Here is a 19,665-nt window from a genome sequence, read left to right as displayed (position 1 = left end):
CTCTGTTATGCCAAGCGGCGATACGCCGGGTGGCTGGAATGCGGCCGACTACGCGCGCGATGCGCGCTTTGTGGCCGATCTGGCGGCGCCGCTCGTCGATTTGCTCGATCCCAGGCCGGGCGAGCGAATCCTCGATCTGGGTTGTGGCGACGGCGTATTGAGCCATACGCTCGTAGAACGTGGTGCCGATGTGCTGGGCGTCGATGCCAGCCCCGATCTGGCCACGGCGGCACGCGAGCGCGGGATTCACGCCATTGTGGCCGATGGCCATGCGCTGGCTGACTGCGCTGAAATTTCGGGCCGGTTCGATGCCGTGTTTTCCAATGCGGCTCTGCACTGGATGAAACGCGATCCGCAAGTGGTGATCGATGGCGTTTATCAGCGGCTTGTGCCGGGCGGTCGTTTCGTGGCTGAATTCGGCGGCGCCGGCAATGTGGCGCCGATTCAGGACGCCCTCAGAGCGCAAGCAAAGGCGCGAGGCGTCGACCCGGATACGCTCGATCCCTGGTATTTTCCGACCGATGCCGAATATCGACAGCGCTTGGAAAACGCAGGTTTCGTTGTTGATCAGTTGGCCAGCTTCGAGCGGCCGACGGAACTGCCCGGCGACGTGAGTCAGTGGCTGACCACGCTCGCACGGCCGTTCGTGGCCGCATTCGAGCCGGGCGCCGCTCGACAGGACTATGTCGCGGCGGTACGCGATCGTCTCGTCGACTCTCTACAAGACGAGCACGGCCGCTGGATTGCGCCCTACGTGCGGCTGCGTTTCGTCGCGCATCGACCCGCCGAACGATAAGCGTCGATCCTTCCACCTTTTCAAAGTAGCGAAGATAACATCATGCAAGCATTCACTATTCACGAAGGGCTGGTCGCGCCGTTGGACCGTTCCAACGTCGATACTGACGCGATCATTCCCAAGCAATTTCTGAAATCGATCCGCCGTACCGGATTTGGCCCGCATCTGTTCGATGACTGGCGCTATCTCGATCAGGGCGGGCTGGAAACCGATGTGGCCAGCCGCCGCGAAAATCCCGATTTCGTCCTCAATCGCGAACCCTATCGTCAAGCAAGTATTTTGCTTGCACGAGAGAACTTTGGCTGCGGTTCTTCACGTGAACACGCGGTATGGGCCCTGGAAGATTTCGGCATGCGTTGCGTCATCGCGCCCAGTTTTGCTGATATTTTCTACAACAATTGCTTCAAGAACGGCGTGTTACCTATTGCTTTGGAAGAGGAAAAGGTAGACGCTTTGTTTTCGGAGGCTGAGGCTGATATCGGTATGACTGCACGCGTCGATCTTTACGAGCAAAAGATCGTCACCGCGGCCGGGCACGAGTACGCGTTCGATGTGGATGCTTATCGGCGCAAGAATATGCTTTCGGGATTGGACGATATCGGGCTGACATTGCAGCATGCCGATGAAATCCGTGCGTTCGAGGCCAGGCGCGCTCAGGAAAAGCCGTGGCTTTTCCGCGATCTGTAAGATGACGTCGGCGCCAGCCCGGCTCGCCAAGCATTCGGTAAAAGGACCAGCGAATCCATGACAGCAAGAATTCTCGTGATGCCCGGCGATGGCGTGGGCCCTGAAATATGTCGTGAAGCGGTACGCGTACTCGAGGCGCTTGCCAGCGATCATGGCCTGGATATCGAGTTGGAGGAGGCTCTGGTAGGCGGTGCTGCAATCGATGCCGAAGGCGTGCCGTTGCCCGAGTCTTCGCTGACTGCGGCACGAGCAGCCGACGCGATTCTGTTCGGCTCGATCGGCGGCCCGAAGTGGGACGATCAGCCACGCGACAATCGGCCCGAATCGGGCTTGCTGCGTTTGCGAAGCGAACTCGGGTTGTTCGCGAATCTGCGGCCGGCGATTCTGTATCCGCAGTTGGCGCATGTATCCGCGCTTAAGCGCGATATCGTGTCGGGCCTGGATATCATGATCGTGCGCGAGCTCACCGGCGGCATCTACTTCGGTAAGCCCGCCGGGCGCCATATGAATGCCAACGGCAAGCGTGAAGCGTTCAATACCATGCGCTATGACGAGGACGAGATTCGGCGTATCGGGCGCGCTGCTTTCGATATCGCGCGTGCGCGCGGCGGTCGCCTGTGCAGCGTGGATAAGGCCAACGTGCTCGATGTATCGCAGCTCTGGCGCGACGTGATGACCGAGCTGCACGCCGAGTACGAGGACATCGAGCTCACGCACATGTATGTCGATAACGCGGCGATGCAGCTGGTACGCGCACCCAAGCAGTTCGATACGCTGGTCACCGGTAATCTGTTCGGCGATGTGCTCTCGGATGCGGCGGCCATGTTGACCGGGTCCATCGGTATGCTGCCGTCGGCATCGATGGATACCAACGGCAAGGGTCTGTACGAACCCGTGCACGGCAGCGCGCCGGATATCGCGGGTCAGGGGGTAGCCAACCCGCTCGCCACCATCCTGTCGGTGGCGATGATGCTGCGCTATACGCTCGATCGCGGTGATCTGGCCGACAAGGTCGAGAATGCGGTCGGTTATGCCTTGGATAGGGGCCTGCGTACGCGCGACATCATGGACGACGAAACACAGATGGCGAGCACCCAGGAGATCGGTGGTGCGATCGTCGATATGCTACGCTGAAACGCATTCCCAGCCCGTTTAAACGGACTTGAAACAGGACCCTGGATGGCCGAGGCATACGATGTTGCCGTGGTGGGTGCCACGGGCGCCGTCGGCGAAGCCATGCTCGAGATTCTCGAGGCGCGTGACTTTCCGGTAGGTCGGATTTTTGCTCTCGCCAGCGAGCGCTCTGCCGGCAAGCGCGTGCGCTTCAAGGGCAAGAGTATTAGCGTCGGCAATCTGGCCGAATTCGATTTCGCACAGGTTCGGATTGCATTGTTCTCGGCGGGCGCTAAGGTCTCCGAGAAATTCGTTCCTCGGGCCGTCGAGGCGGGCTGTGTCGTTATCGACGATAGCGCGCATTTTCGTCAGGCCGACGACGTGCCGCTGGTGGTTCCCGAAGTCAATCCCGAGGCGATCGCCGGCTACCGCACGCGTGGCATTATCGCCAATCCGAACTGCGCGACCATTCAGATGGTAGTCGCACTCAAGCCTATCCACGATTTCGCCCATGTCGAGCGCGTCAACGTGGCGACGTATCAAGCGGTATCCGGTTCGGGCGGGGCGGCAATGCGTGAACTGGCGGACCAGAGTGCGCGTCTGCTCAGCGGCCAGGCGATCAAGCAGCCCACGGCGTACGCCAAGCAGATTGCATTCAACGCGCTCCCTCGGATCGATGCTGTGCTGGATAATGGGTATACCGGCGAAGAGATGAAGATGGTCTGGGAGACGCACAAGCTTTTCGACGACCGGGGAATTCGTATCAATCCGACTGCAGTGCACGTGCCGGTGTTCTTTGGGCATTCCGAGGCGTTGCATATCGAAACGCGCGACAAGGTGTCGGCCGAAAAAGCCAGAGAGCTATTGCAGGCGGCGCCCGGGGTGACGGTCGTCGACACGGCGGATGCCGAGGGCTATGCAACGGCGGTGACCGACGCCGCGAACCAGGACGGTGTTTTCGTGTCGCGTATCCGAGAAGATATTTCCTGTGAAAATGGTCTAAATTTCTGGGTCGTGGCCGATAACGTACGCAAGGGCGCTGCACTCAACAGTGTGCAGATCGCCGAGAAGTTGATAGAAAAATACATCTAGACATACACGACGCGACATGGCGGAAAGCCGGCATGCGCGTCGGCCGGCGCATTCGAGTTCTTCGGGAAGGCGAATGCGCGGGTCGAATCCAGGGGGATATGCAGGCGCCGTGGTCGATTCAAAATCGTATTTGAGGCGCAGGCTGCAGGGCGCAGCCGTAGCGGCCTTGTTATGTAACGCGGGCGTGGCGTCCGCGCTTGGTTTCGGTGCCATTCGTGTGCACTCCGCGCTTAACGAGCCGCTGGATGCCACGATCAATCTGGTGGCCCTCACGCCTGCGGAGAAGACCGCGCTACAGGTCGATATGGCCAGCGTGGATATGTTTCGGCGCTTCGGAATCGAGCGTACGGCCCTGGCGGATCGAATCCGCATCGTGGCCAGTCCGGGCAACGAATCCAGCCAGGTATTACTGCGTTTGACCACCGACGCGCCGGTGCGTGAACCGTTCCTGCGTTTTCTTATCGAAGCCGATACTGGTAGCGGCCGCGCGCTGCGCGAATATACGGTCTTGCTTGATCCGCCCGGACGGGCGCCGGCTACGCCGCGGCCGCGAACGCGCCGGCGGCGGTGGCACAGCCGTCTTCGGCCGCGCGCGAGCGTTCTCCCAGTAACGCCAGCCCCGCGCAAACGACATCGCCAGCCCCCAGCCGTCGAGATGAGCCGCGTACCGATCGTTATGGCCCGGTACAGGCCGGTGAAACGCTTTCGCGCATTGCCGCGGGACTACGACGGCCGGGCACCACGCTGGACCAGATGCAGGTCGCGCTTTATCGCAATAACCCGCAGGCATTCAGCGACAACATGAATATTCTGTTGCGCGGTGCGGTGCTGGCGATTCCGCCAGTCGAGCGTATTCGATCGATCGGGTCTGACGAGGCTCGTGCGGTGGTGAGCGCACAGCAGGCAGAGGCAGTCGAGCAACTGGCACAAGCCGCCCCGGACACGGCGGCCGGTCGTAGTGGGCCCGGGCGCGAACTAGCGGCGCCCACCACCGATGCCCGCTTGCGGCTGGAACCGCCGCGCGTGGACGGCCAGGAATTGGGCGGCGCGGTCGGTACCGCCGGTTTCGGTCGTTTGACGATGCCCGACTTTGCCGACAGTGGGGCCGACGGCAGTGCGGCGACACAGGCGACTCGTAACGATGACGCAGGTGTGGATGGCGATACGGATCCGATGGTCTCGCAAGGCACGGTGCCCTCGGACCAGAGCAGCGATTCGACCCGTGCGGGTGGCACGGTCGATGCTGCGACCGGCGTGGCCCCCACGGCTGCCACAGGGGCCGCTCAAGCCGATGCCGATGCGAGTTCTGATGCTGAAAATGCCGTAGACGCCACGGCGGGTGTCGAGCCTGCGCCGGCCGCCGCGGCGTCCGACGATGCGGTGACCGAAGCCGTCGACACGGATGAGGCGGCCACCACGGCGGCAGACACAGCGGCCCCCGTAGACGAAACAGCCGGAACTGACGACTCAGTCGCACGACCGGACGACGATTACCAGCCGTTGCCGGCGGACGATATCGATGTTGTCGGCTCAAGCGGCTCAAGCAGCTCCAGCAGCTTGTTGCGCCCGCGCAACCTGTTGCTGTTTGCTGGCGGTTTGTCGCTGGTTGCTTTGCTCTTGGCCTGGCGTCGACGCCGTCAATACAAGCCGGTGCCCTTGCACTTCGAGGCCGAGGGCGATCGGCCGGTGCCGCCGTCGGCCGAAGAAGAGTTCGAGCGGCCGGCCGAGTCGCGACAGGCTTATGACGCCCCGGCGCCGAATACGGCACGGCCTTCGCAGCGGGTCGAACGCGCCGAAGCCCAGATCAAGGCAGGCGATTTCGAACAAGCGCGTGACACACTCGAGGTGGGTCTGGCCGAGCATCCGAACGACAACGCGCTACAAGACAAGCGCCTGGAACTCGACTATCTCACCGGTGACGAAAACGCCTTCATGGCCAATATCGAGCGCTTTGGAACGGGCTTGACCGACAACGGCGTGCGTTGGGCTGGCGTGGCGTCAATGGGCCGCGTACTGCGGCCGCAGGATCCACGCTTTGCGCTCGGGCTGCAGGATAGTGACAGCTCGGAAAGCGCCGACGAAGCCGTCCCGCCGAAGCCCGATCCGGAGTCGGCAGAAGCGTTGTACGAGAGTTTCGTATCCGGCCGCGATAGTGGTCTCGACGACGAGCTACCGGCTGCGGTCGACGAAGATGACGCGAGCCGGGATGCGCACTATTTCACTATCGACGACTCATTGCCCGATACGGAAGAGGCCGAGGCCCCCCGTGCCGGGCTCGATCTTCCGGAAGCTGTGTCACGTAACGAGACGTTGCGCGAGGACGATGGTTTCGACTGGCAGGATCAGGAGGTCGTGGAGGGCGATGAGCGCCAGCATGATCAGGGCAATGAGCCCGGTCTGGCCTTCGATCTCGATAGCACCAGTCAAACGCCGCCGGCTGACACGCCGAAATCGGTCGAAACGATCGATATGAGCGAATTCGATCTCGACGACGACGAGGCCGCTTCCGACGACGATGTGGAAACCGATCCGATCGAAATTCGGATTGATCTCGCACGCATGTATATCGAAATGGAAGACAACGCAGCTGCACGGGAGCTCCTTGAAGAGGTCCAGAACGATGGCAATGATGCCCAGCGCGCGACCGCCGAGGAGCTGTTGAACAAGCTCTAGGCGCTGTTCATAATCGTGCGGCTATGCGCCTGTCCCGGCTGGGACGGGTACGCGTTATGCGTTGAATCCGTTCAAAGAACCGCGAGCACAGTCGTTTTGTATATTTTTAGACACCCGGCTGCCAAGCCGATTGAAGACGTGCGCTCGTACTATGCGGCCCTTGTTGGGGCGCGAGCCCGGCTGCATGCTGCACGTAGTCCGGCTTTCGGTATGAAATGCCCGTAGTGCGCTGGGCCGCCTGTGTCGAATACGACGGTTCTGCCTATCACGGCTGGCAGAGTCAGCCCCATGCTTCGAGCGTACAGGACACGCTCGAAGCAGCGCTTACGCGCCTGGCCGCCGCGCCGATCCGTACCATCTGTAGCGGTCGCACCGATACCGGCGTGCATGCCCAGGGCCAGATCGTGCATTTCGATACCGAAGTCGAGCGCAGCGAACGTGCCTGGCTTCTGGGCACCAACCGCTATCTACCGGAGGATATCGCGCTGCAGTGGGTTGTTCCGGTCCCACAGGCATTTCATGCGCGCTTTGGTGCGGTCGCTCGCGAATATCGCTACTGGATACTCGACCGTACCGCGCCCAGTGCGCTCTGGCGCAACCGTGCTTACCATTCGCATCACCGGCTCGATGTCGACGCCATGCAAACCGCTGCCCAGCATCTGGTCGGCTACCATGATTTCAGCGCGTTCCGTGCCGCAGCCTGTCAGGCCAAGACGCCATGGCGCGACCTCACGCGCTGTGACGTCGTCCGGCGTGGCGACTGGATACGTCTGGAAGTGCGGGCCAACGCGTTTCTGCACCACATGGTGCGTAATATCGTCGGTAGTCTGTTGCCGGTCGGCCGCGGCGAGCGCGGCCCGGCGTGGCTCGCCCAGCTGCTCGCGAATAAAGACCGGCGCCGGGCCGGTATGACCGCGCCCGCGCAGGGGTTGTCGCTGCGCCGTGTCCATTATCCGCCGGATTTCGAGCTCCCGGCGCCGGCGCTGGATGACGACGGCTGGTAAACTGTCGTATTGGCAAACCAAGGCCATTCGCCCACGCGACGGCTATGAAACGAGTACGCATCAAGATTTGTGGTGTCACGCGCCTGGAAGATGCGCTGGTATGCGTGGATGCCGGTGCAGACGCGATCGGCTTCGTCTTTTACGAGGCCAGCTCCCGCACGATCGACGTCGAGCAGGCCTGTGCGATCAGCCGCGAGCTGCCACCGTTCGTCGCCCGCGTCGCGCTATTTCTCGAGCCGGCCCCGGCCGCCGTACAGACGGTGCTCGATCAGTTGCGCCCCGATGCCTTGCAATTCCACGGTCGTGAGACGGCCGAATTCTGCCGGCGCTTCGCCTGGCCGTTTTTGAAGAGCGTGCCCATGGGCGAGGAAAACGTCGAGCCGCGGGCCTGGGCCGATTATTATCATGATGCGCAAGGGCTCTTGCTCGATGCCAATCGGGCCGGTGCGGCCGGCGGCAGCGGCAAGACATTCGACTGGCAGCGCGAGGCCGCGATGCCGGACATGCCGATCATCATCGCCGGGGGACTGCATGCCGATAACGTCGGTGAAGCTATTACCCGTTTTCAGCCGTATGCAGTGGATGTGAGCAGCGGCGTGGAAAGTGCGCCGGGAATAAAGGATGCCGAACGCGTCCGAGAATTCACCGCGGCGGTTGGCCGCGCACGCCCGGGCGGTATGGAACGTCGGCTGAGCGAAGGCGCGACCGAAGCCTGAAGCGACACGAATAACGATTGAACGATAGGTGCCCGTTTTGGCGTATCGATCGACCAGAGGCTTGAACAGCATGACAAAACCCGAACCCCAGCAGCTCGATCCCGGAACACCGTTGGCGCACGCATGGCGCAATATGCCGGACGTACGCGGCCATTTCGGCCCGTATGGCGGGCGCTTTGTCGCCGAAACGCTGATGGCGCCGCTCGATGAGCTGGCCGACGCCTATGAAACGGCGCGTAACGACCCGGCCTTCATGGCAGCGCTCGACAAGGATCTGGCCGATTACGTCGGACGTCCGACGCCGATCTATCATGCCGAGCGGCTGTCGAAGAAAGCCGGCGGCGCCCAGATATGGTTCAAGCGCGAAGACCTCAACCATACCGGCGCGCACAAGATCAACAACACGATCGGGCAGGCCTTGCTGGCTGCGCGTATGGGCAAGACACGCATCATCGCCGAGACCGGTGCGGGGCAGCACGGCGTGGCGACGGCCACCGTTGCCGCGCGCCTGGGCCTGGAATGCGTTGTGTTCATGGGCAGTGAAGACATGCGTCGCCAGGCGACCAACGTGTATCGCATGCGACTGCTGGGCGCCGAGGTGCGGCCGGTGGAGTCGGGCTCGAAGACGCTCAAGGACGCCATGAACGAGGCGCTACGCGACTGGGTCGCCCATGTCGACGACACCTTTTACATCATCGGAACAGTCGCCGGCCCGCATCCGTATCCGGCCATGGTGCGCGATTTTCAGGCGGTGATCGGGCGCGAGTCCCGGCGTCAGATGCTCGAGCGCCTTGATCGGCTGCCAGACGCGCTGGTCGCCTGTGTCGGTGGCGGTTCGAACGCGATCGGCATGTTTTATCCGTTCCTCGACGATGAACAGGTCCACATTTATGGCGTCGAAGCCGGCGGCGATGGCCTGGCCACGGGGCGTCATGCGGCGCCGCTCTCGGCGGGGCGTTCGGGCGTATTGCACGGCAATCGCACCTATCTCATGCAGGACGATAATGGCCAGATCAGCGGGACGCACTCGGTATCGGCCGGTCTCGACTATCCTGGCGTCGGGCCCGAACATTCCTGGCTCAAGGATATCGGGCGCGCCCATTACGTCGATATCACCGATACCGAAGCGCTCGAAGCGTTCCACGAATGTACCCGGATCGAGGGCATCATGCCGGCGCTCGAGTCCGCACACGCTGTGGCTTATGCCAAGAAACTGGCCGCAACGATGCGTCCCGATCAGGTCGTGCTCGTGAACATGTCAGGTCGCGGCGACAAGGATATGTCGAGCGTGGCCGAGGCTGCCGGAGAGTCGCTATGAGCCGGTTGGCGAATCGTTTGGGCGATCTGCGCGCGCAGGGGCGTACCGCACTCATTCCTTATGTCACGGCGGGTGACCCGGCGCCGGATGCCACCGTCGGTTTCATGCATGCGCTGGTCGAAGCCGGCGCGGACGTGCTCGAAGTCGGCGTGCCGTTTTCCGACCCCATGGCCGATGGTCCGGTCATTCAAGGCGCCTGCGAGCGCGCATTGGCGGCCGGCACGAGCCTGTCGGGCGTGCTTGATATGGTGACGGAATTCCGTCAACGCGATAACGAAACGCCGATCGTGCTGATGGGGTATCTCAACCCGATCGACCGCCTGGGGCTCGACGTATTCGCACAGCGTGCCAGCAAGGCGGGGGTGGACGGTGTACTCATCGTCGACATGACCGCGGAAGAGGCGCCCGATGTCGCACCCACGCTGCAGAGTGCCGGTCTCGATGCGGTGTGTCTGATTGCGCCGACGACGGGCGACGAGCGAATCGGAAAGATCTGTGCCAACGCGGGCGGTTTTATCTATTACGTATCGTTCAAGGGCGTGACCGGTTCGGCGAGCCTTGACGTATCGTCGCTTGCTGCGAGTATTGATCGTATTCGCGCAAAAACCGAGCTGCCGGTGGCGGTAGGCTTCGGCGTAAGCACACCGGACAACGCCGCTGACGTATCGCGCGTCGCCGATGCCGTGGTCGTCGGCAGTGCGCTGGTGCGACAGATCGCCGAACACGGGGCCGACCGCGACGCCACGCAGAGCGCGTTACGCGATACGCTGTCGGCGATGCGTCGGGCGATCGACGAACAGGACAACACAAAAGGGGAGGCACGCCGCGCATGAGCTGGCTCGAAAAACTCATGCCGTCGCAGATGCGCAACGACTCGGCGGCAAAGAAAAGTACGGTTCCGGAAGGGCTCTGGACCAAATGCAGCAACTGCGGCGCGGTGCTCTACAGCGCCGAGATGGAGCGCTCGCTCGAGGTATGCCCGAAGTGCAATGCGCACCAGCGTCTGCGCGCGCGCAAGCGCCTCGATCTGTTTCTCGATGCCGACAATCGTGAAGAACTGGCGCTGGGCATCGAACCGCGCGATCCACTCAAGTTTCGCGACAGCCGCAAATATCGCGAACGGCTGAGCCAAGCCCAGAAAGACTCGGGTGAACGCGAAGCGGCCTTGGTCATGGCGGGCAGCCTCAAGCAAATGCCGGTGGTGGCGGGCGCACTGGACTTCGGTTTCATGGGCGGCTCGATGGGCAGCGTCGTCGGCGAAGCGTTCGTACGCGGCGTACATGCCGCGATCGATCGCAACTGCCCGTTCATCTTCTTCTCGGCTAGCGGCGGCGCTCGCATGCAGGAAGGGCTGTTCTCGCTGTTACAGATGGGCAAGACGAGTACGGCGCTCACGCGTCTGGCCGATCGCGGTCTACCGTTTGTTTCGGTGCTTACCCATCCGACGATGGGCGGCGTGGCAGCAAGCTATGCCATGCTCGGCGATATCAACGTCGCGGAACCGGAAGCGCTGATCGGCTTCGCCGGGCCGCGCGTGATCGAGCAGACCGTCAAACAGACGCTACCGGAAGGCTTCCAGCGCAGCGAATTCCTGCTTGAGCACGGCGCGATCGACATGATCGTGGAACGCAAGCACCTGCGCGATCGGATTCACAAGGTGATATCCGTATTCATGCATCAGGATGCTGCGCCTGAGCAGGCCGCCGATGTAACGTGAGCACGGCCGCGCCTTTAGAAGGCAGCGTCGACGACTGGCTGGCCTGGCAGCTCACGCTGCATGCCAGCGAAATGGAGCTGGGCCTGGATCGCGTCGCCGAGGTGGCACGTCGGCTGGGTGTGCCCTCGGGCCATGGCCAACGCGTGATCGTTGCCGGGACCAATGGCAAGGGCAGTTGTGTCACCCTCATCGAGAACCTGCTCGCAGAGCATGGGCGCGTGGGCACGTATACGTCGCCGCACCTGTGGCGTTATAACGAGCGTTTTCGGCTCGACGGTGAACCGGTTTCGGATGCCAGGCTGCTCAGCGCGTTTCGTGCCGTTGAAGCAGCCCGTGGCGATACGGGACTGACGTTTTTCGAGTACGGCACGCTTGCTGCGCTCTGGCTGTTTGATGATCAGGCGGTCGATTTCGCTGTGCTTGAAGTCGGACTCGGCGGGCGTCTGGACGCGGTCAATATTGTCGACGCGGATGTCGCTTTAATTACCAATATTGGTCTCGACCATATTGATTGGCTCGGCGACGATCGCGAAAGCATCGGCCATGAAAAAGCCGGCGTCATGCGTACCGAGCGTCCGGCGCTGTGTTGCGATCGACAGCCGCCGGCGTCGCTGATCGCGCATGCACAATCAATCGGCGCCCGGCTTGAGTGTATTGGCGATGCGTTCGATATCGAAGCAGACGTCGATGGCTGGCGTTTCTTTCGCGGCCCGCACACGCGCAGGTTGCATCCGACGAGCGGCGTGCTCGCCGATAATCTGGCCGGCGCACTGGCGGCGGTCGATGCGCTGACGGGCGCTTTGCCTGAAGCTCAGTCCATTGAAAAGGCTTGCTGCGCGCAGGCTCGACTGCCGGGCCGGCGCGAACGCGTCGACGGCGAGGTAGCGATCATCTACGATGTCGCTCATAACGCCGAGGCAGTCGCTGTGCTCGCAGACGAGTTGGCTGAACAGCCGGCGGCCGGATGTACCCATATCGTTCTCGGCATGCTTGCCGATAAACCGGTCGAGACGGTCGTATCGCATCTTGAAAAAGTGGCGGATCGATTCTATTTCGCAGGCTTGGACACGTTGGGAAGCCGGGGGCTGGCTGCCAGGGATCTGGCCGCGCGCGTTGGCGTCGAGGGCGGGTGTTTCGATTCGCCGGCGGCTGCGCTTGCTGCAGCCTGCCACGCGAGTCAGGTCGGCGATCGTATTGTCGTCTGTGGTTCCTTTCTTACCGTGGCGCACGCCCGGAGGCCAATGCCGTCATGAAGGATGTGATGAAAAAACGAGTTGTCGGGGCCGCAGTGCTGGTCGTTCTGGGTATCGCGCTGCCGCTGATGCTGGCGCGCTGCATGCAGGGCGGTGATGGCGATACCGAAGCGATGCGGGTCTACGAGGTGGCGCCGGACGGCGAGGCGCGACCCGCCAATGCCAACGACAATAGCGCGCCTGATGAAGACAATGCCGATAGCGCCAGCGGCGCACCGGCCGCCAACGAGCGTGAAGCCGAGGCCGCTGCGAGCGAAGTTGAGACGCCCGACTTGCCTGATGCGGTATCGCCGAACAGCGTGCCGGAGCGCACGCCGGTCGAGAGTGTGCGTGCACCCGAGCCGGAGCCCGAGCCCGCGGCGGAAACTCCGTCGGAGCCGGCCGGGGCGACTGCCCAGCCGGAATCGTCGAATTCCGCTGGTTCGCTGCGCCAGAATGCGTCGTTCTCGGGCGGCTATGTGGTTCAAGTGGCAAGCTTTCGTGACGAGGCCAGCGCCGAAAAGGTCGCGCGCGAGCTCAACAGCGAGTTCAAGGCGTTCTACCGCGCGGGCGATGTCAACGGCACCACCTATTATCGCGTTCGTATCGGCCCGTTCGAGAATGAAGCCGCAGCGAATACAGCGGCGGCCCAGCTGCGTCGCGCCGGGCGTGCCACGCTGGTTCGACGAGCCGAGTGAGCATGCACGGTCGGGTACGGTGGCCCTTTGCTAGACTATGCGTATCCGGCCGGCGTGAACGGGTGCAATGATCTGGGTCGATATCGCCATACTGGCCGTGGTCGCGCTGTCCGCGATCATCGGTTTCTTCCGAGGATTCCTGCGCGAAGCGATCGGGCTTGCGACCTGGATTCTGGCCTTCTATCTGGCGTTTTCCTTTGCCGATACCGGCGCACTGTTTCTGGAGCGCTGGATATCGGTCGGCTCCGCGCGCCTGGCGGTCGCATTCGGTGTCATTTTCATCGTGGTGTTGCTGTTCGGCGCGATTATCAACTATGTGATTGCGCGCCTGGTGAATCAGACCGGGTTCGCGGGTACCGATCGTGCCATCGGCGGCTTGTTCGGCGTGCTGCGCGGTATCGCGCTGTTGATCCTGCTGGTGTTGTTGGCGGGTGTGACGCCGGTGCCGCGCGATGCCTGGTGGCAGCAATCGATTTTTATTGGCCACTTGGAAGACGGCGCGCTCTGGGCGCGCGATTTCCTGCCGCCGGACCTGGCCGGCGCGATCACCTATCCCGAGCCGGCAACGCCGGCTGAAGATTCTTCCCCTTCTATCTGAACTGGTCTCGCTATGTGCGGCATTGTAGGCATTGTTTCTCATACTCCCGTCAATCAAGAGCTTTATGACGCGCTGACGGTGCTTCAGCATCGCGGCCAGGATGCCGCCGGCATCGTCACCACCAGTGGCGGCCGGCTGTTTCTGCGTAAAGACAACGGCTTGGTGCGTGATGTCTTTCGTACCGACCACATGCTGCGCCTGCAAGGCAACGCCGGAGTGGGTCATGTGCGCTATCCCACCGCCGGGGTGGATACCAGCGCGGAAGCGCAGCCGTTCTATGTGAACACCCCGTACGGGATCTGTCTGTCGCACAACGGCAACCTCACCAATGCAGATCAGCTCAAGGAAGAGCTGTACCGTTCGGATCGGCGCCATCTGAACACCGACTCCGACTCGGAGATTCTGCTCAACGTCTTCGCGCATGAGTTGATGCGCAGCGAACGCCTACAGCTGGCGCCCTCGGATATCTTTGAGGCGGTCACGGCCTTGCATCGGCGTTGCAGCGGCGGTTATGCCGCGACCGCGTTGATCACTGGTTACGGCCTGATCGGATTTCGCGATCCACATGGCATTCGCCCCGTGGTTTACGGCAAGCGTGAAACCGAAGTCGGCACCGATTACATGATCGCCTCGGAATCGGTGGCGCTGGACGCGCTGGGCTACGAACTCATCGACGACATCAATCCCGGTGAGTGTGTGGTCATCACGCTCGACGGTCAGATCCACGTGCAGCAATGTGCCGATAACCCGAGCTATGCGCCGTGCATCTTCGAGTATGTCTATCTTTCGCGCCCGGACTCGGTGATCGACGACGTCTATGTCTACAAGGCGCGTTTGCGCATGGGTACGTATCTGGCTGAAAAGATTCAGCGTGAATGGCCCGACCACGATATCGACGTGGTGATTCCGATTCCCTCGACCAGCCGCACCGCGGCCGTGGAGCTGGCCAGTCAGCTCGACGTGAAATATCGCGAGGGCTTCATCAAGAATCGCTATATCGGGCGCACCTTCATCATGCCCGGCCAGCAGCAGCGGGCGAAATCGGTACGCCAGAAGCTCAACCCGATCGATCTGGAGTTTGCGGACAAGAACGTGCTGCTCGTCGACGATTCGATCGTGCGTGGGACGACTTCGCGCCAGATCATCGAGATGGCGCGCGAGGCCGGCGCCGCCAAGGTGTATTTTGCCTCGGCGGCCCCGCCGGTGCGCTACCCGAACGTTTACGGCATCGATATGCCCAGCGCTACCGAGCTGGTCGCCCATGGTCATAGCGAAGAGGAGATCGCCGAAATCATCGGTGCCGACAAGCTGATCTATCAGGATATGGACGATCTGGTGCGGTCAGTCAACGTCGGCAACGCCGATCTGGAACGTTTCGACGACTCGGTATTCACCGGCGAATATGTCACCGCCGATATCAGCGCCTCCTATCTCGAGCAGCTGGAACTGTTTCGTGCCGACGCCGCGCGCGAGGACCGGCGGACCAAGGACAACGCGGTTCTGGAACTGCATAACGACGGTTAGCGTGGCCCAAACGTTTGAGGTGCTTTAATGGTCGTTGATCGGTACGACAAACTTGCAGTACTGATTGATGCCGACAACGCGCAGGCACTGCGTTGTACCGAACTGCTTAGCGAAGTTGCCTCGTTCGGATTAGCGAGCGTAAAACGTGCTTACGGAGACTGGACTACAGAACATCTGAGAGGTTGGAAAGAGCAACTTAACGAGCACGCTATCCAGCCGATTCAGCAGTTTCGGTATACAAGCGGCAAAAATGCGACTGATTCTGCGTTGATTATCGACGCCATGGATTTACTGCACCAGGGGCATCTTGACGGATTCGTCCTAGTTTCATCGGATAGCGACTTTACGCGCTTGGCGACCCGAATTCGGGAATCCGGCTTGACCGTCTACGGATTCGGTGAAAAGAAGACACCTCGAGCATTCGTTTCTGCCTGTGATCGCTTTGTTTATACCGAAATTCTAAGTGCCGCAGAGCTTATTTCGATCAGCGACGAATCGAAGAACGTCGATTTACGCCGCTTAATGGAGTCGGCTATTAGCGCTGTTTCCAAAGAGGACGGCTGGGCCTCCCTGTCTGCGGTTGGTAGTCAAGTCAACAAGAACGATCCCTCTTTCGACGCTCGCAATTACGGTTATCAAAAACTGGGGCAGCTGGTACACGCTTTGACGTACGTCGAAGTAGAAGACAGGCGCGACGATTCAGGCTCCGGTACAGCCGTTTATTACGTCCGGATAAGTGGTACGCAGCGGTTGGAGAGGTAAACGCCGATATGGTTGCCGATCGGAGCCAATCGCTTCATAATGCATGCGCGCCGATTTGTAACAGCTTGCGGGCGCCCTATAAATTCCGCTAAACGGTCGAGGGACAGCAAGCCTGCATCGCATTGCGACTGCGGGTTTTTTTATGCCCGAAACCGCCTGCCTGGAGATTTTTTATGACCGATGATTTCGACGAAAGCTGGGGTACCGCTACGCGTGGCGTACGGGCCGGCACGCACCGTACGCCGGAAGGCGAGCACAGCAACGCGATCTATATGACGTCGAGCTTCGTGTTCGAATCGGCTGAAGAGTGCGCCGAGCGCTTTGCCGGTGATGCACCGGGTAATATCTATTCGCGCTTCACCAACCCCACGGTCGATGCCTTTTCCAAGCGTCTGGCAGCGATGGAAGGCGGTGAGTGCTGTGTGGCGACGGCGTCCGGCATGTCCGCGATTCTGGCGACCTGTCTGGCCACGCTCGAGGCCGGCGACCATATCGTGGCGGCGCATACGCTGTTCGGCTCCACGATCGGCATGTTCAACAACTATCTGTCCAAGCTCGGCATGACTACAAGCTACGTCCCGCCTGAAGATGTCGAGGCCTGGAAGGCCGCGATCACGCCGGCCACCCGGATGTTGTTCGTGGAAACGCCGTCCAATCCGTTGACCGAAATCGTCGACATGGCGGCCCTTGCCGAGATCGCCAACGACAACGACGCTCTGTTGGTGGTCGACAACTGTTTCTGTACGCCCGCCTTGCAACGCCCGCTCGATTTCGGTGCCCATGTCGTTACGCACTCGGCGACGAAGTTTCTGGACGGGCAGGGCCGAGCGCTCGGCGGCGCCGTTGTTGGCGATGCCGATATCGTAGGTGACAAGGTGTTTCGCTTTCTGCGTACCTGCGGGCCGACGATGAGTCCGTTCAATGCCTGGGTGTTCTACAAGGCCCTGGAAACACTGGAAGTGCGTATGCAGGCCCATTGTCGCTCCGCCCAGCGCGTGGCCGAATGGCTCGATGACCAGCCCGGCGTGGAGCATGTCTACTATCCGGGGCTGGCATCGCATGCACAGCACGAGCTCGCCGCGCGTCAGCAGCCGGGCGGCTTCGGCAGCGTGTTGTCGTTGCGGGTCGCTGGTGGGCGCGAGGCCGCGTTCAAGCTGATCAACAGTACGAAAATGCTGTCGATCACGGCGAATCTTGGCGATACGCGTACGACGATCGTACATCCGGCCAGTACCACGCATGCGCGCATCTCAGCCGAGGATCGTGCGCGTGCGGGAATTACCGACGGCGTGATCCGTATTTCGGTCGGGCTGGAGAACGTCGAAGACATCATCGCCGATCTTGCACGCGGGCTGGAGTGATCGTGCAAATCGACGACGTCCATGCCGCGCTGATGATGCGTGACCCCGCGCAGAAATGCGCGGCGACACGCGCGCTGCACGCAGGCGACAGTTCGGCGCTTGCCGAGGCGCGCGGTACGCCCGAGGCCGTTATTGTTCCCGGCCGACCGGATGCGCCCGCACTGGTGCATCCGGCCAAACTCGCCAAGCGCGGGCTCGGCAAGCCAGCCGGCCGGGCAGCATTGATTCACGCGATCGCCCATATCGAATTCAATGCGATCAATCTCGGGCTCGATGCGGCGTATCGCTTTCGCGGCATGCCGGCGGCGTTCTATGCCGACTGGCTGAGTCTGGCCGCCGACGAGTCGCGACATTTCGAAATGCTCAACAACCGCCTGGCCGACTACGGTTTCACCTACGGCGATTTCGATGCCCATAACGGCTTATGGGAAATGGCGGTGAAAACCGCACACGACGTGATGATCCGTATGGCGTTGGTGCCGCGTGTACTCGAAGCCCGCGGGCTGGATGTCACGCCCGGCATGATCGAGAAACTGCGCCAGGCCGGCGACAGCGAGACCGTGGCCATCCTCGAAGTGATTCTTGAAGAAGAAGTGCCCCATGTCGAAATCGGCACGCGCTGGTTTCGCTACTGCGCCGAGCCACGCGGGCTCGACCCGGACAGCACGTTCACCCAGCTACTCGACGAATATATGAACGGCGGTCCGCCGGGACCGTACAACTTCCCGGCGCGTCGCCAAGCCAAGTTCTCCGAAAACGAACTCGACTGGCTCGCACGTCGGCATTCCTAACGGCGTTACCGCCGATTCAGCTATTGATACGGTAAGCTATTCGCCGTAGCAGGGCGCGCGGAGTGATTTTGCCGCCCCAGACCATAAGCTTGTTACGCACGCCTGGCACGACGATCGTATTGCGATGATTCTTGATACCGATTGCGGCCACTTTCTGGCTGCTCATCGTGCCCATCTTGAAGAGGTTGGCCTTGCTCGCCTCGGCACGCTCGGCAAATTCCGATGCCGTCGGACCGGGACATAGCGCGCTCACCGAGACGCGCCCGCGCAGTTCTTCCGACAGGCTTTCCGAAAACGACAGTACGAATGCCTTGCTGGCGTAATACACCGCCATGTTCGGCCCGGCCTGGAAGGCGGCGACCGACGCGACGTTGATGATGAACGGCGCCTGGGCACGCTCGAGTGTCGGCAATAGCCGATGGGTAAGATCCACCAGTGCGGTGACATTTACCTGGATCATGGCGAGTTGCTTTTCGCGAGGGCGCTTGGAAAATGCGCCGCTGTCGCCAAAGCCCGCGTTATTGACCAGGCCCATTAATGCCCAGCCGCGGGCGATAATCGTATCGGCCAATTCGGCCACGCCGTCAGGATTGCCCAGATCCGCACTGATGACTTCGACGGTACGACCGTGCTGCTCGCGTAGTTGGCCCGCCAGTTTCTCGAGGCGATCGGTGCGGCGCGCGGTGAGGATCAGATCGTACCCACCTTCAGCGTATTCGCGCGCGAGACTTTCGCCGATGCCCGAGCTGGCGCCGGTGATCAGAGTGTAATTCGGCATGGTGTTAACTGTTTATGAAATGAATTAATTTCACATTATCACCGCCCGAGCCTGCTTGCGCTGGGACGTCATTAAAGTGACGCGATATCTCGCCTGTATACGCCGCCAGGATCGGCGACCAGTATCTGCGCACAGGCCGGGCGCCAGTCCGCGATCACGATGCGTTCGCAAGGCTGTCCGTCGATTTCCAGCGGGTGCGTGTCCGGGCGATGCGTATGGCCATGGATAAGCCGCGAGACACCGTGCTTGTGCATGCTCTCGCGAACGCTATGTGCGTTGACGTCCATGATGTGCGCGGGTTTTGCCGCCTTGCCACGCCTGCTGCGTTTTCGGGCACGTTTGGCAATATGTCGACGCAGCCAGAGCGGCAGTTTCATCATCCGCGCGCGCCAGCGGGGATCGGTATAGCGGGCACGAAATTTTTGGTGTGCGGTGTCGTCGGTACAGAAAATATCGCCGTGCGAGAGCAGGGTGGGCGTGCCATACAGATCGACCACGATCGGATCGTTAAGAATCTGCATATGACTGGCGGCCACGAATGCTTCGCCGACGGCAAAATCGCGATTGCCGCGCATGAAATACAACGGCACGCCGGAACGTGCGAGCGCGGCAAAACGATCGATCACCCGTGCATGCATGGGCAAGGAGCCATCGTCGCCGACCCAGACATCGAACAGGTCGCCCAGCACATAGACGGCCTCAGCCGCGCGGGCCGGGCCGTCCAGGTAGCGAATCAGGCGTTGGGCATTGGGATCGTCGTCGCCGATGAGATGTACATCGGCGAGCAGGTGCGTCGCCATCAAGC

At 61.5% G+C, this 19,665-nt stretch carries 19 protein-coding genes and 1 pseudogene; 18 read left to right on the top strand and 2 right to left on the bottom strand.

What is annotated here, in order from left to right; all coding sequences use genetic code 11:
- The first annotated feature begins 7 nt into the window (after nt 1–7).
- The 18 genes and pseudogenes from SSPSH_RS10165 (at nt 8) to SSPSH_RS10080 (ending at nt 18,082) form a co-directional block, all read left to right on the top strand.
- Nucleotides 8–796: a class I SAM-dependent methyltransferase gene (locus SSPSH_RS10165; protein WP_006912517.1), complete on the top strand. Its 789-nt coding sequence runs from the start codon at nt 8–10 to the stop codon at nt 794–796.
- Between the two features lie 42 nt (nt 797–838).
- On the top strand, nt 839–1,483 hold the full coding sequence (gene leuD, locus SSPSH_RS10160) for a 3-isopropylmalate dehydratase small subunit (protein ID WP_006912516.1): 645 nt from the start codon (nt 839–841) through the stop codon (nt 1,481–1,483).
- A gap of 57 nt (nt 1,484–1,540) precedes the next feature.
- Entirely contained in the window at nt 1,541–2,617 is a 1,077-nt protein-coding gene (leuB, locus tag SSPSH_RS10155; protein ID WP_006912515.1) for a 3-isopropylmalate dehydrogenase, read from the top strand.
- Nucleotides 2,618–2,662: 45 nt separating this feature from the next.
- Nucleotides 2,663–3,688, top strand: coding sequence for an aspartate-semialdehyde dehydrogenase (locus SSPSH_RS10150; RefSeq protein WP_006912514.1), 1,026 nt, complete (start codon nt 2,663–2,665; stop codon nt 3,686–3,688).
- A 16-nt stretch (nt 3,689–3,704) separates the two neighbouring features.
- Nucleotides 3,705–4,199 (top strand): annotated as a pseudogene (locus SSPSH_RS19985) (type IV pilus assembly protein FimV); the annotation flags it as partial.
- Nucleotides 4,200–4,255: 56 nt separating this feature from the next.
- Nucleotides 4,256–6,361 (top strand): FimV/HubP family polar landmark protein, encoded by a 2,106-nt coding sequence (locus SSPSH_RS10140; protein ID WP_084623564.1) that lies wholly within the window; start codon nt 4,256–4,258, stop codon nt 6,359–6,361.
- Nucleotides 6,362–6,585: 224 nt separating this feature from the next.
- Complete coding sequence (truA, locus tag SSPSH_RS10135) at nt 6,586–7,365, top strand: tRNA pseudouridine(38-40) synthase TruA (protein ID WP_006912510.1); 780 nt, start codon at nt 6,586–6,588, stop codon at nt 7,363–7,365.
- A gap of 44 nt (nt 7,366–7,409) precedes the next feature.
- Complete coding sequence (locus SSPSH_RS10130) at nt 7,410–8,081, top strand: phosphoribosylanthranilate isomerase (RefSeq protein WP_006912509.1); 672 nt, start codon at nt 7,410–7,412, stop codon at nt 8,079–8,081.
- A 70-nt stretch (nt 8,082–8,151) separates the two neighbouring features.
- Nucleotides 8,152–9,399, top strand: coding sequence for a tryptophan synthase subunit beta (gene trpB, locus SSPSH_RS10125; protein ID WP_006912508.1), 1,248 nt, complete (start codon nt 8,152–8,154; stop codon nt 9,397–9,399).
- Nucleotides 9,396–10,232, top strand: a complete 837-nt coding sequence (gene trpA / locus SSPSH_RS10120) for a tryptophan synthase subunit alpha (protein ID WP_006912507.1) — start codon at nt 9,396–9,398, stop codon at nt 10,230–10,232. Before trpB ends, trpA begins: the two co-directional genes overlap by 4 nt.
- Nucleotides 10,229–11,116 carry an acetyl-CoA carboxylase, carboxyltransferase subunit beta gene (gene accD / locus SSPSH_RS10115; RefSeq protein ID WP_006912506.1) on the top strand — a complete coding sequence of 296 codons (888 nt, stop codon included), beginning with the start codon at nt 10,229–10,231 and terminating at the stop codon, nt 11,114–11,116. Before trpA ends, accD begins: the two co-directional genes overlap by 4 nt.
- The gene (gene folC, locus SSPSH_RS10110) at nt 11,113–12,369 is read left to right on the top strand and encodes a bifunctional tetrahydrofolate synthase/dihydrofolate synthase (protein WP_006912505.1); all 1,257 of its coding nucleotides are present in this window, start codon (nt 11,113–11,115) and stop codon (nt 12,367–12,369) included. The genes accD and folC overlap by 4 nt, the downstream gene beginning before the upstream one ends.
- Nucleotides 12,370–12,377: 8 nt before the next feature.
- Nucleotides 12,378–13,046, top strand: coding sequence for an SPOR domain-containing protein (locus SSPSH_RS10105; RefSeq protein ID WP_161627827.1), 669 nt, complete (start codon nt 12,378–12,380; stop codon nt 13,044–13,046).
- A 67-nt stretch (nt 13,047–13,113) separates the two neighbouring features.
- A complete protein-coding gene (locus SSPSH_RS10100; protein WP_006912503.1) occupies nt 13,114–13,644 on the top strand; it encodes a CvpA family protein in 531 nt (176 codons plus the stop codon).
- A 12-nt stretch (nt 13,645–13,656) separates the two neighbouring features.
- The gene (gene purF / locus SSPSH_RS10095) at nt 13,657–15,168 is read left to right on the top strand and encodes an amidophosphoribosyltransferase (RefSeq protein WP_006912502.1); all 1,512 of its coding nucleotides are present in this window, start codon (nt 13,657–13,659) and stop codon (nt 15,166–15,168) included.
- 27 nt (nt 15,169–15,195) lie between these two features.
- Complete coding sequence (locus SSPSH_RS10090; protein WP_006912501.1) at nt 15,196–15,930, top strand: NYN domain-containing protein; 735 nt, start codon at nt 15,196–15,198, stop codon at nt 15,928–15,930.
- Nucleotides 15,931–16,103: 173 nt separating this feature from the next.
- Nucleotides 16,104–17,291 (top strand): O-succinylhomoserine sulfhydrylase, encoded by a 1,188-nt coding sequence (locus tag SSPSH_RS10085; protein WP_006912499.1) that lies wholly within the window; start codon nt 16,104–16,106, stop codon nt 17,289–17,291.
- A 32-nt stretch (nt 17,292–17,323) separates the two neighbouring features.
- Nucleotides 17,324–18,082, top strand: coding sequence for a ferritin-like domain-containing protein (locus SSPSH_RS10080; protein ID WP_051339827.1), 759 nt, complete (start codon nt 17,324–17,326; stop codon nt 18,080–18,082).
- A gap of 16 nt (nt 18,083–18,098) precedes the next feature.
- On the opposite strand, the gene SSPSH_RS10075 is transcribed toward SSPSH_RS10080, so the two are convergent.
- Complete coding sequence (locus tag SSPSH_RS10075; protein WP_006912497.1) at nt 18,099–18,860, bottom strand: SDR family NAD(P)-dependent oxidoreductase; 762 nt, start codon at nt 18,858–18,860, stop codon at nt 18,099–18,101.
- A 71-nt stretch (nt 18,861–18,931) separates the two neighbouring features.
- On the bottom strand, nt 18,932–19,660 hold the full coding sequence (locus SSPSH_RS10070) for a UDP-2,3-diacylglucosamine diphosphatase (RefSeq protein WP_006912496.1): 729 nt from the start codon (nt 19,658–19,660) through the stop codon (nt 18,932–18,934).
- Nucleotides 19,661–19,665: the final 5 nt, after the last annotated feature.

The sequence above is a fragment of the Salinisphaera shabanensis E1L3A genome, assembly GCF_000215955.2.
Classification (GTDB): Bacteria; Pseudomonadota; Gammaproteobacteria; order Nevskiales; family Salinisphaeraceae; genus Salinisphaera; species Salinisphaera shabanensis.
This window is presented reverse-complemented; position numbering and strand designations above follow the sequence as displayed.

Coding starts and splice junctions, on each gene's coding strand:
- SSPSH_RS10165 (WP_006912517.1), top strand. CDS start 8: ATGCCAAGCGGCGATACGCCGGGTGGCTGGAATGCGGCCGACTACGCG.
- leuD (WP_006912516.1), top strand. CDS start 839: ATGCAAGCATTCACTATTCACGAAGGGCTGGTCGCGCCGTTGGACCGT.
- leuB (WP_006912515.1), top strand. CDS start 1,541: ATGACAGCAAGAATTCTCGTGATGCCCGGCGATGGCGTGGGCCCTGAA.
- SSPSH_RS10150 (WP_006912514.1), top strand. CDS start 2,663: ATGGCCGAGGCATACGATGTTGCCGTGGTGGGTGCCACGGGCGCCGTC.
- SSPSH_RS10130 (WP_006912509.1), top strand. CDS start 7,410: ATGAAACGAGTACGCATCAAGATTTGTGGTGTCACGCGCCTGGAAGAT.
- trpB (WP_006912508.1), top strand. CDS start 8,152: ATGACAAAACCCGAACCCCAGCAGCTCGATCCCGGAACACCGTTGGCG.
- trpA (WP_006912507.1), top strand. CDS start 9,396: ATGAGCCGGTTGGCGAATCGTTTGGGCGATCTGCGCGCGCAGGGGCGT.
- accD (WP_006912506.1), top strand. CDS start 10,229: ATGAGCTGGCTCGAAAAACTCATGCCGTCGCAGATGCGCAACGACTCG.
- SSPSH_RS10105 (WP_161627827.1), top strand. CDS start 12,378: ATGAAAAAACGAGTTGTCGGGGCCGCAGTGCTGGTCGTTCTGGGTATC.
- SSPSH_RS10100 (WP_006912503.1), top strand. CDS start 13,114: ATGATCTGGGTCGATATCGCCATACTGGCCGTGGTCGCGCTGTCCGCG.
- purF (WP_006912502.1), top strand. CDS start 13,657: ATGTGCGGCATTGTAGGCATTGTTTCTCATACTCCCGTCAATCAAGAG.
- SSPSH_RS10090 (WP_006912501.1), top strand. CDS start 15,196: ATGGTCGTTGATCGGTACGACAAACTTGCAGTACTGATTGATGCCGAC.
- SSPSH_RS10085 (WP_006912499.1), top strand. CDS start 16,104: ATGACCGATGATTTCGACGAAAGCTGGGGTACCGCTACGCGTGGCGTA.
- SSPSH_RS10080 (WP_051339827.1), top strand. CDS start 17,324: ATGATGCGTGACCCCGCGCAGAAATGCGCGGCGACACGCGCGCTGCAC.
- SSPSH_RS10075 (WP_006912497.1), bottom strand. CDS start 18,860: ATGCCGAATTACACTCTGATCACCGGCGCCAGCTCGGGCATCGGCGAA.
- SSPSH_RS10070 (WP_006912496.1), bottom strand. CDS start 19,660: ATGGCGACGCACCTGCTCGCCGATGTACATCTCATCGGCGACGACGAT.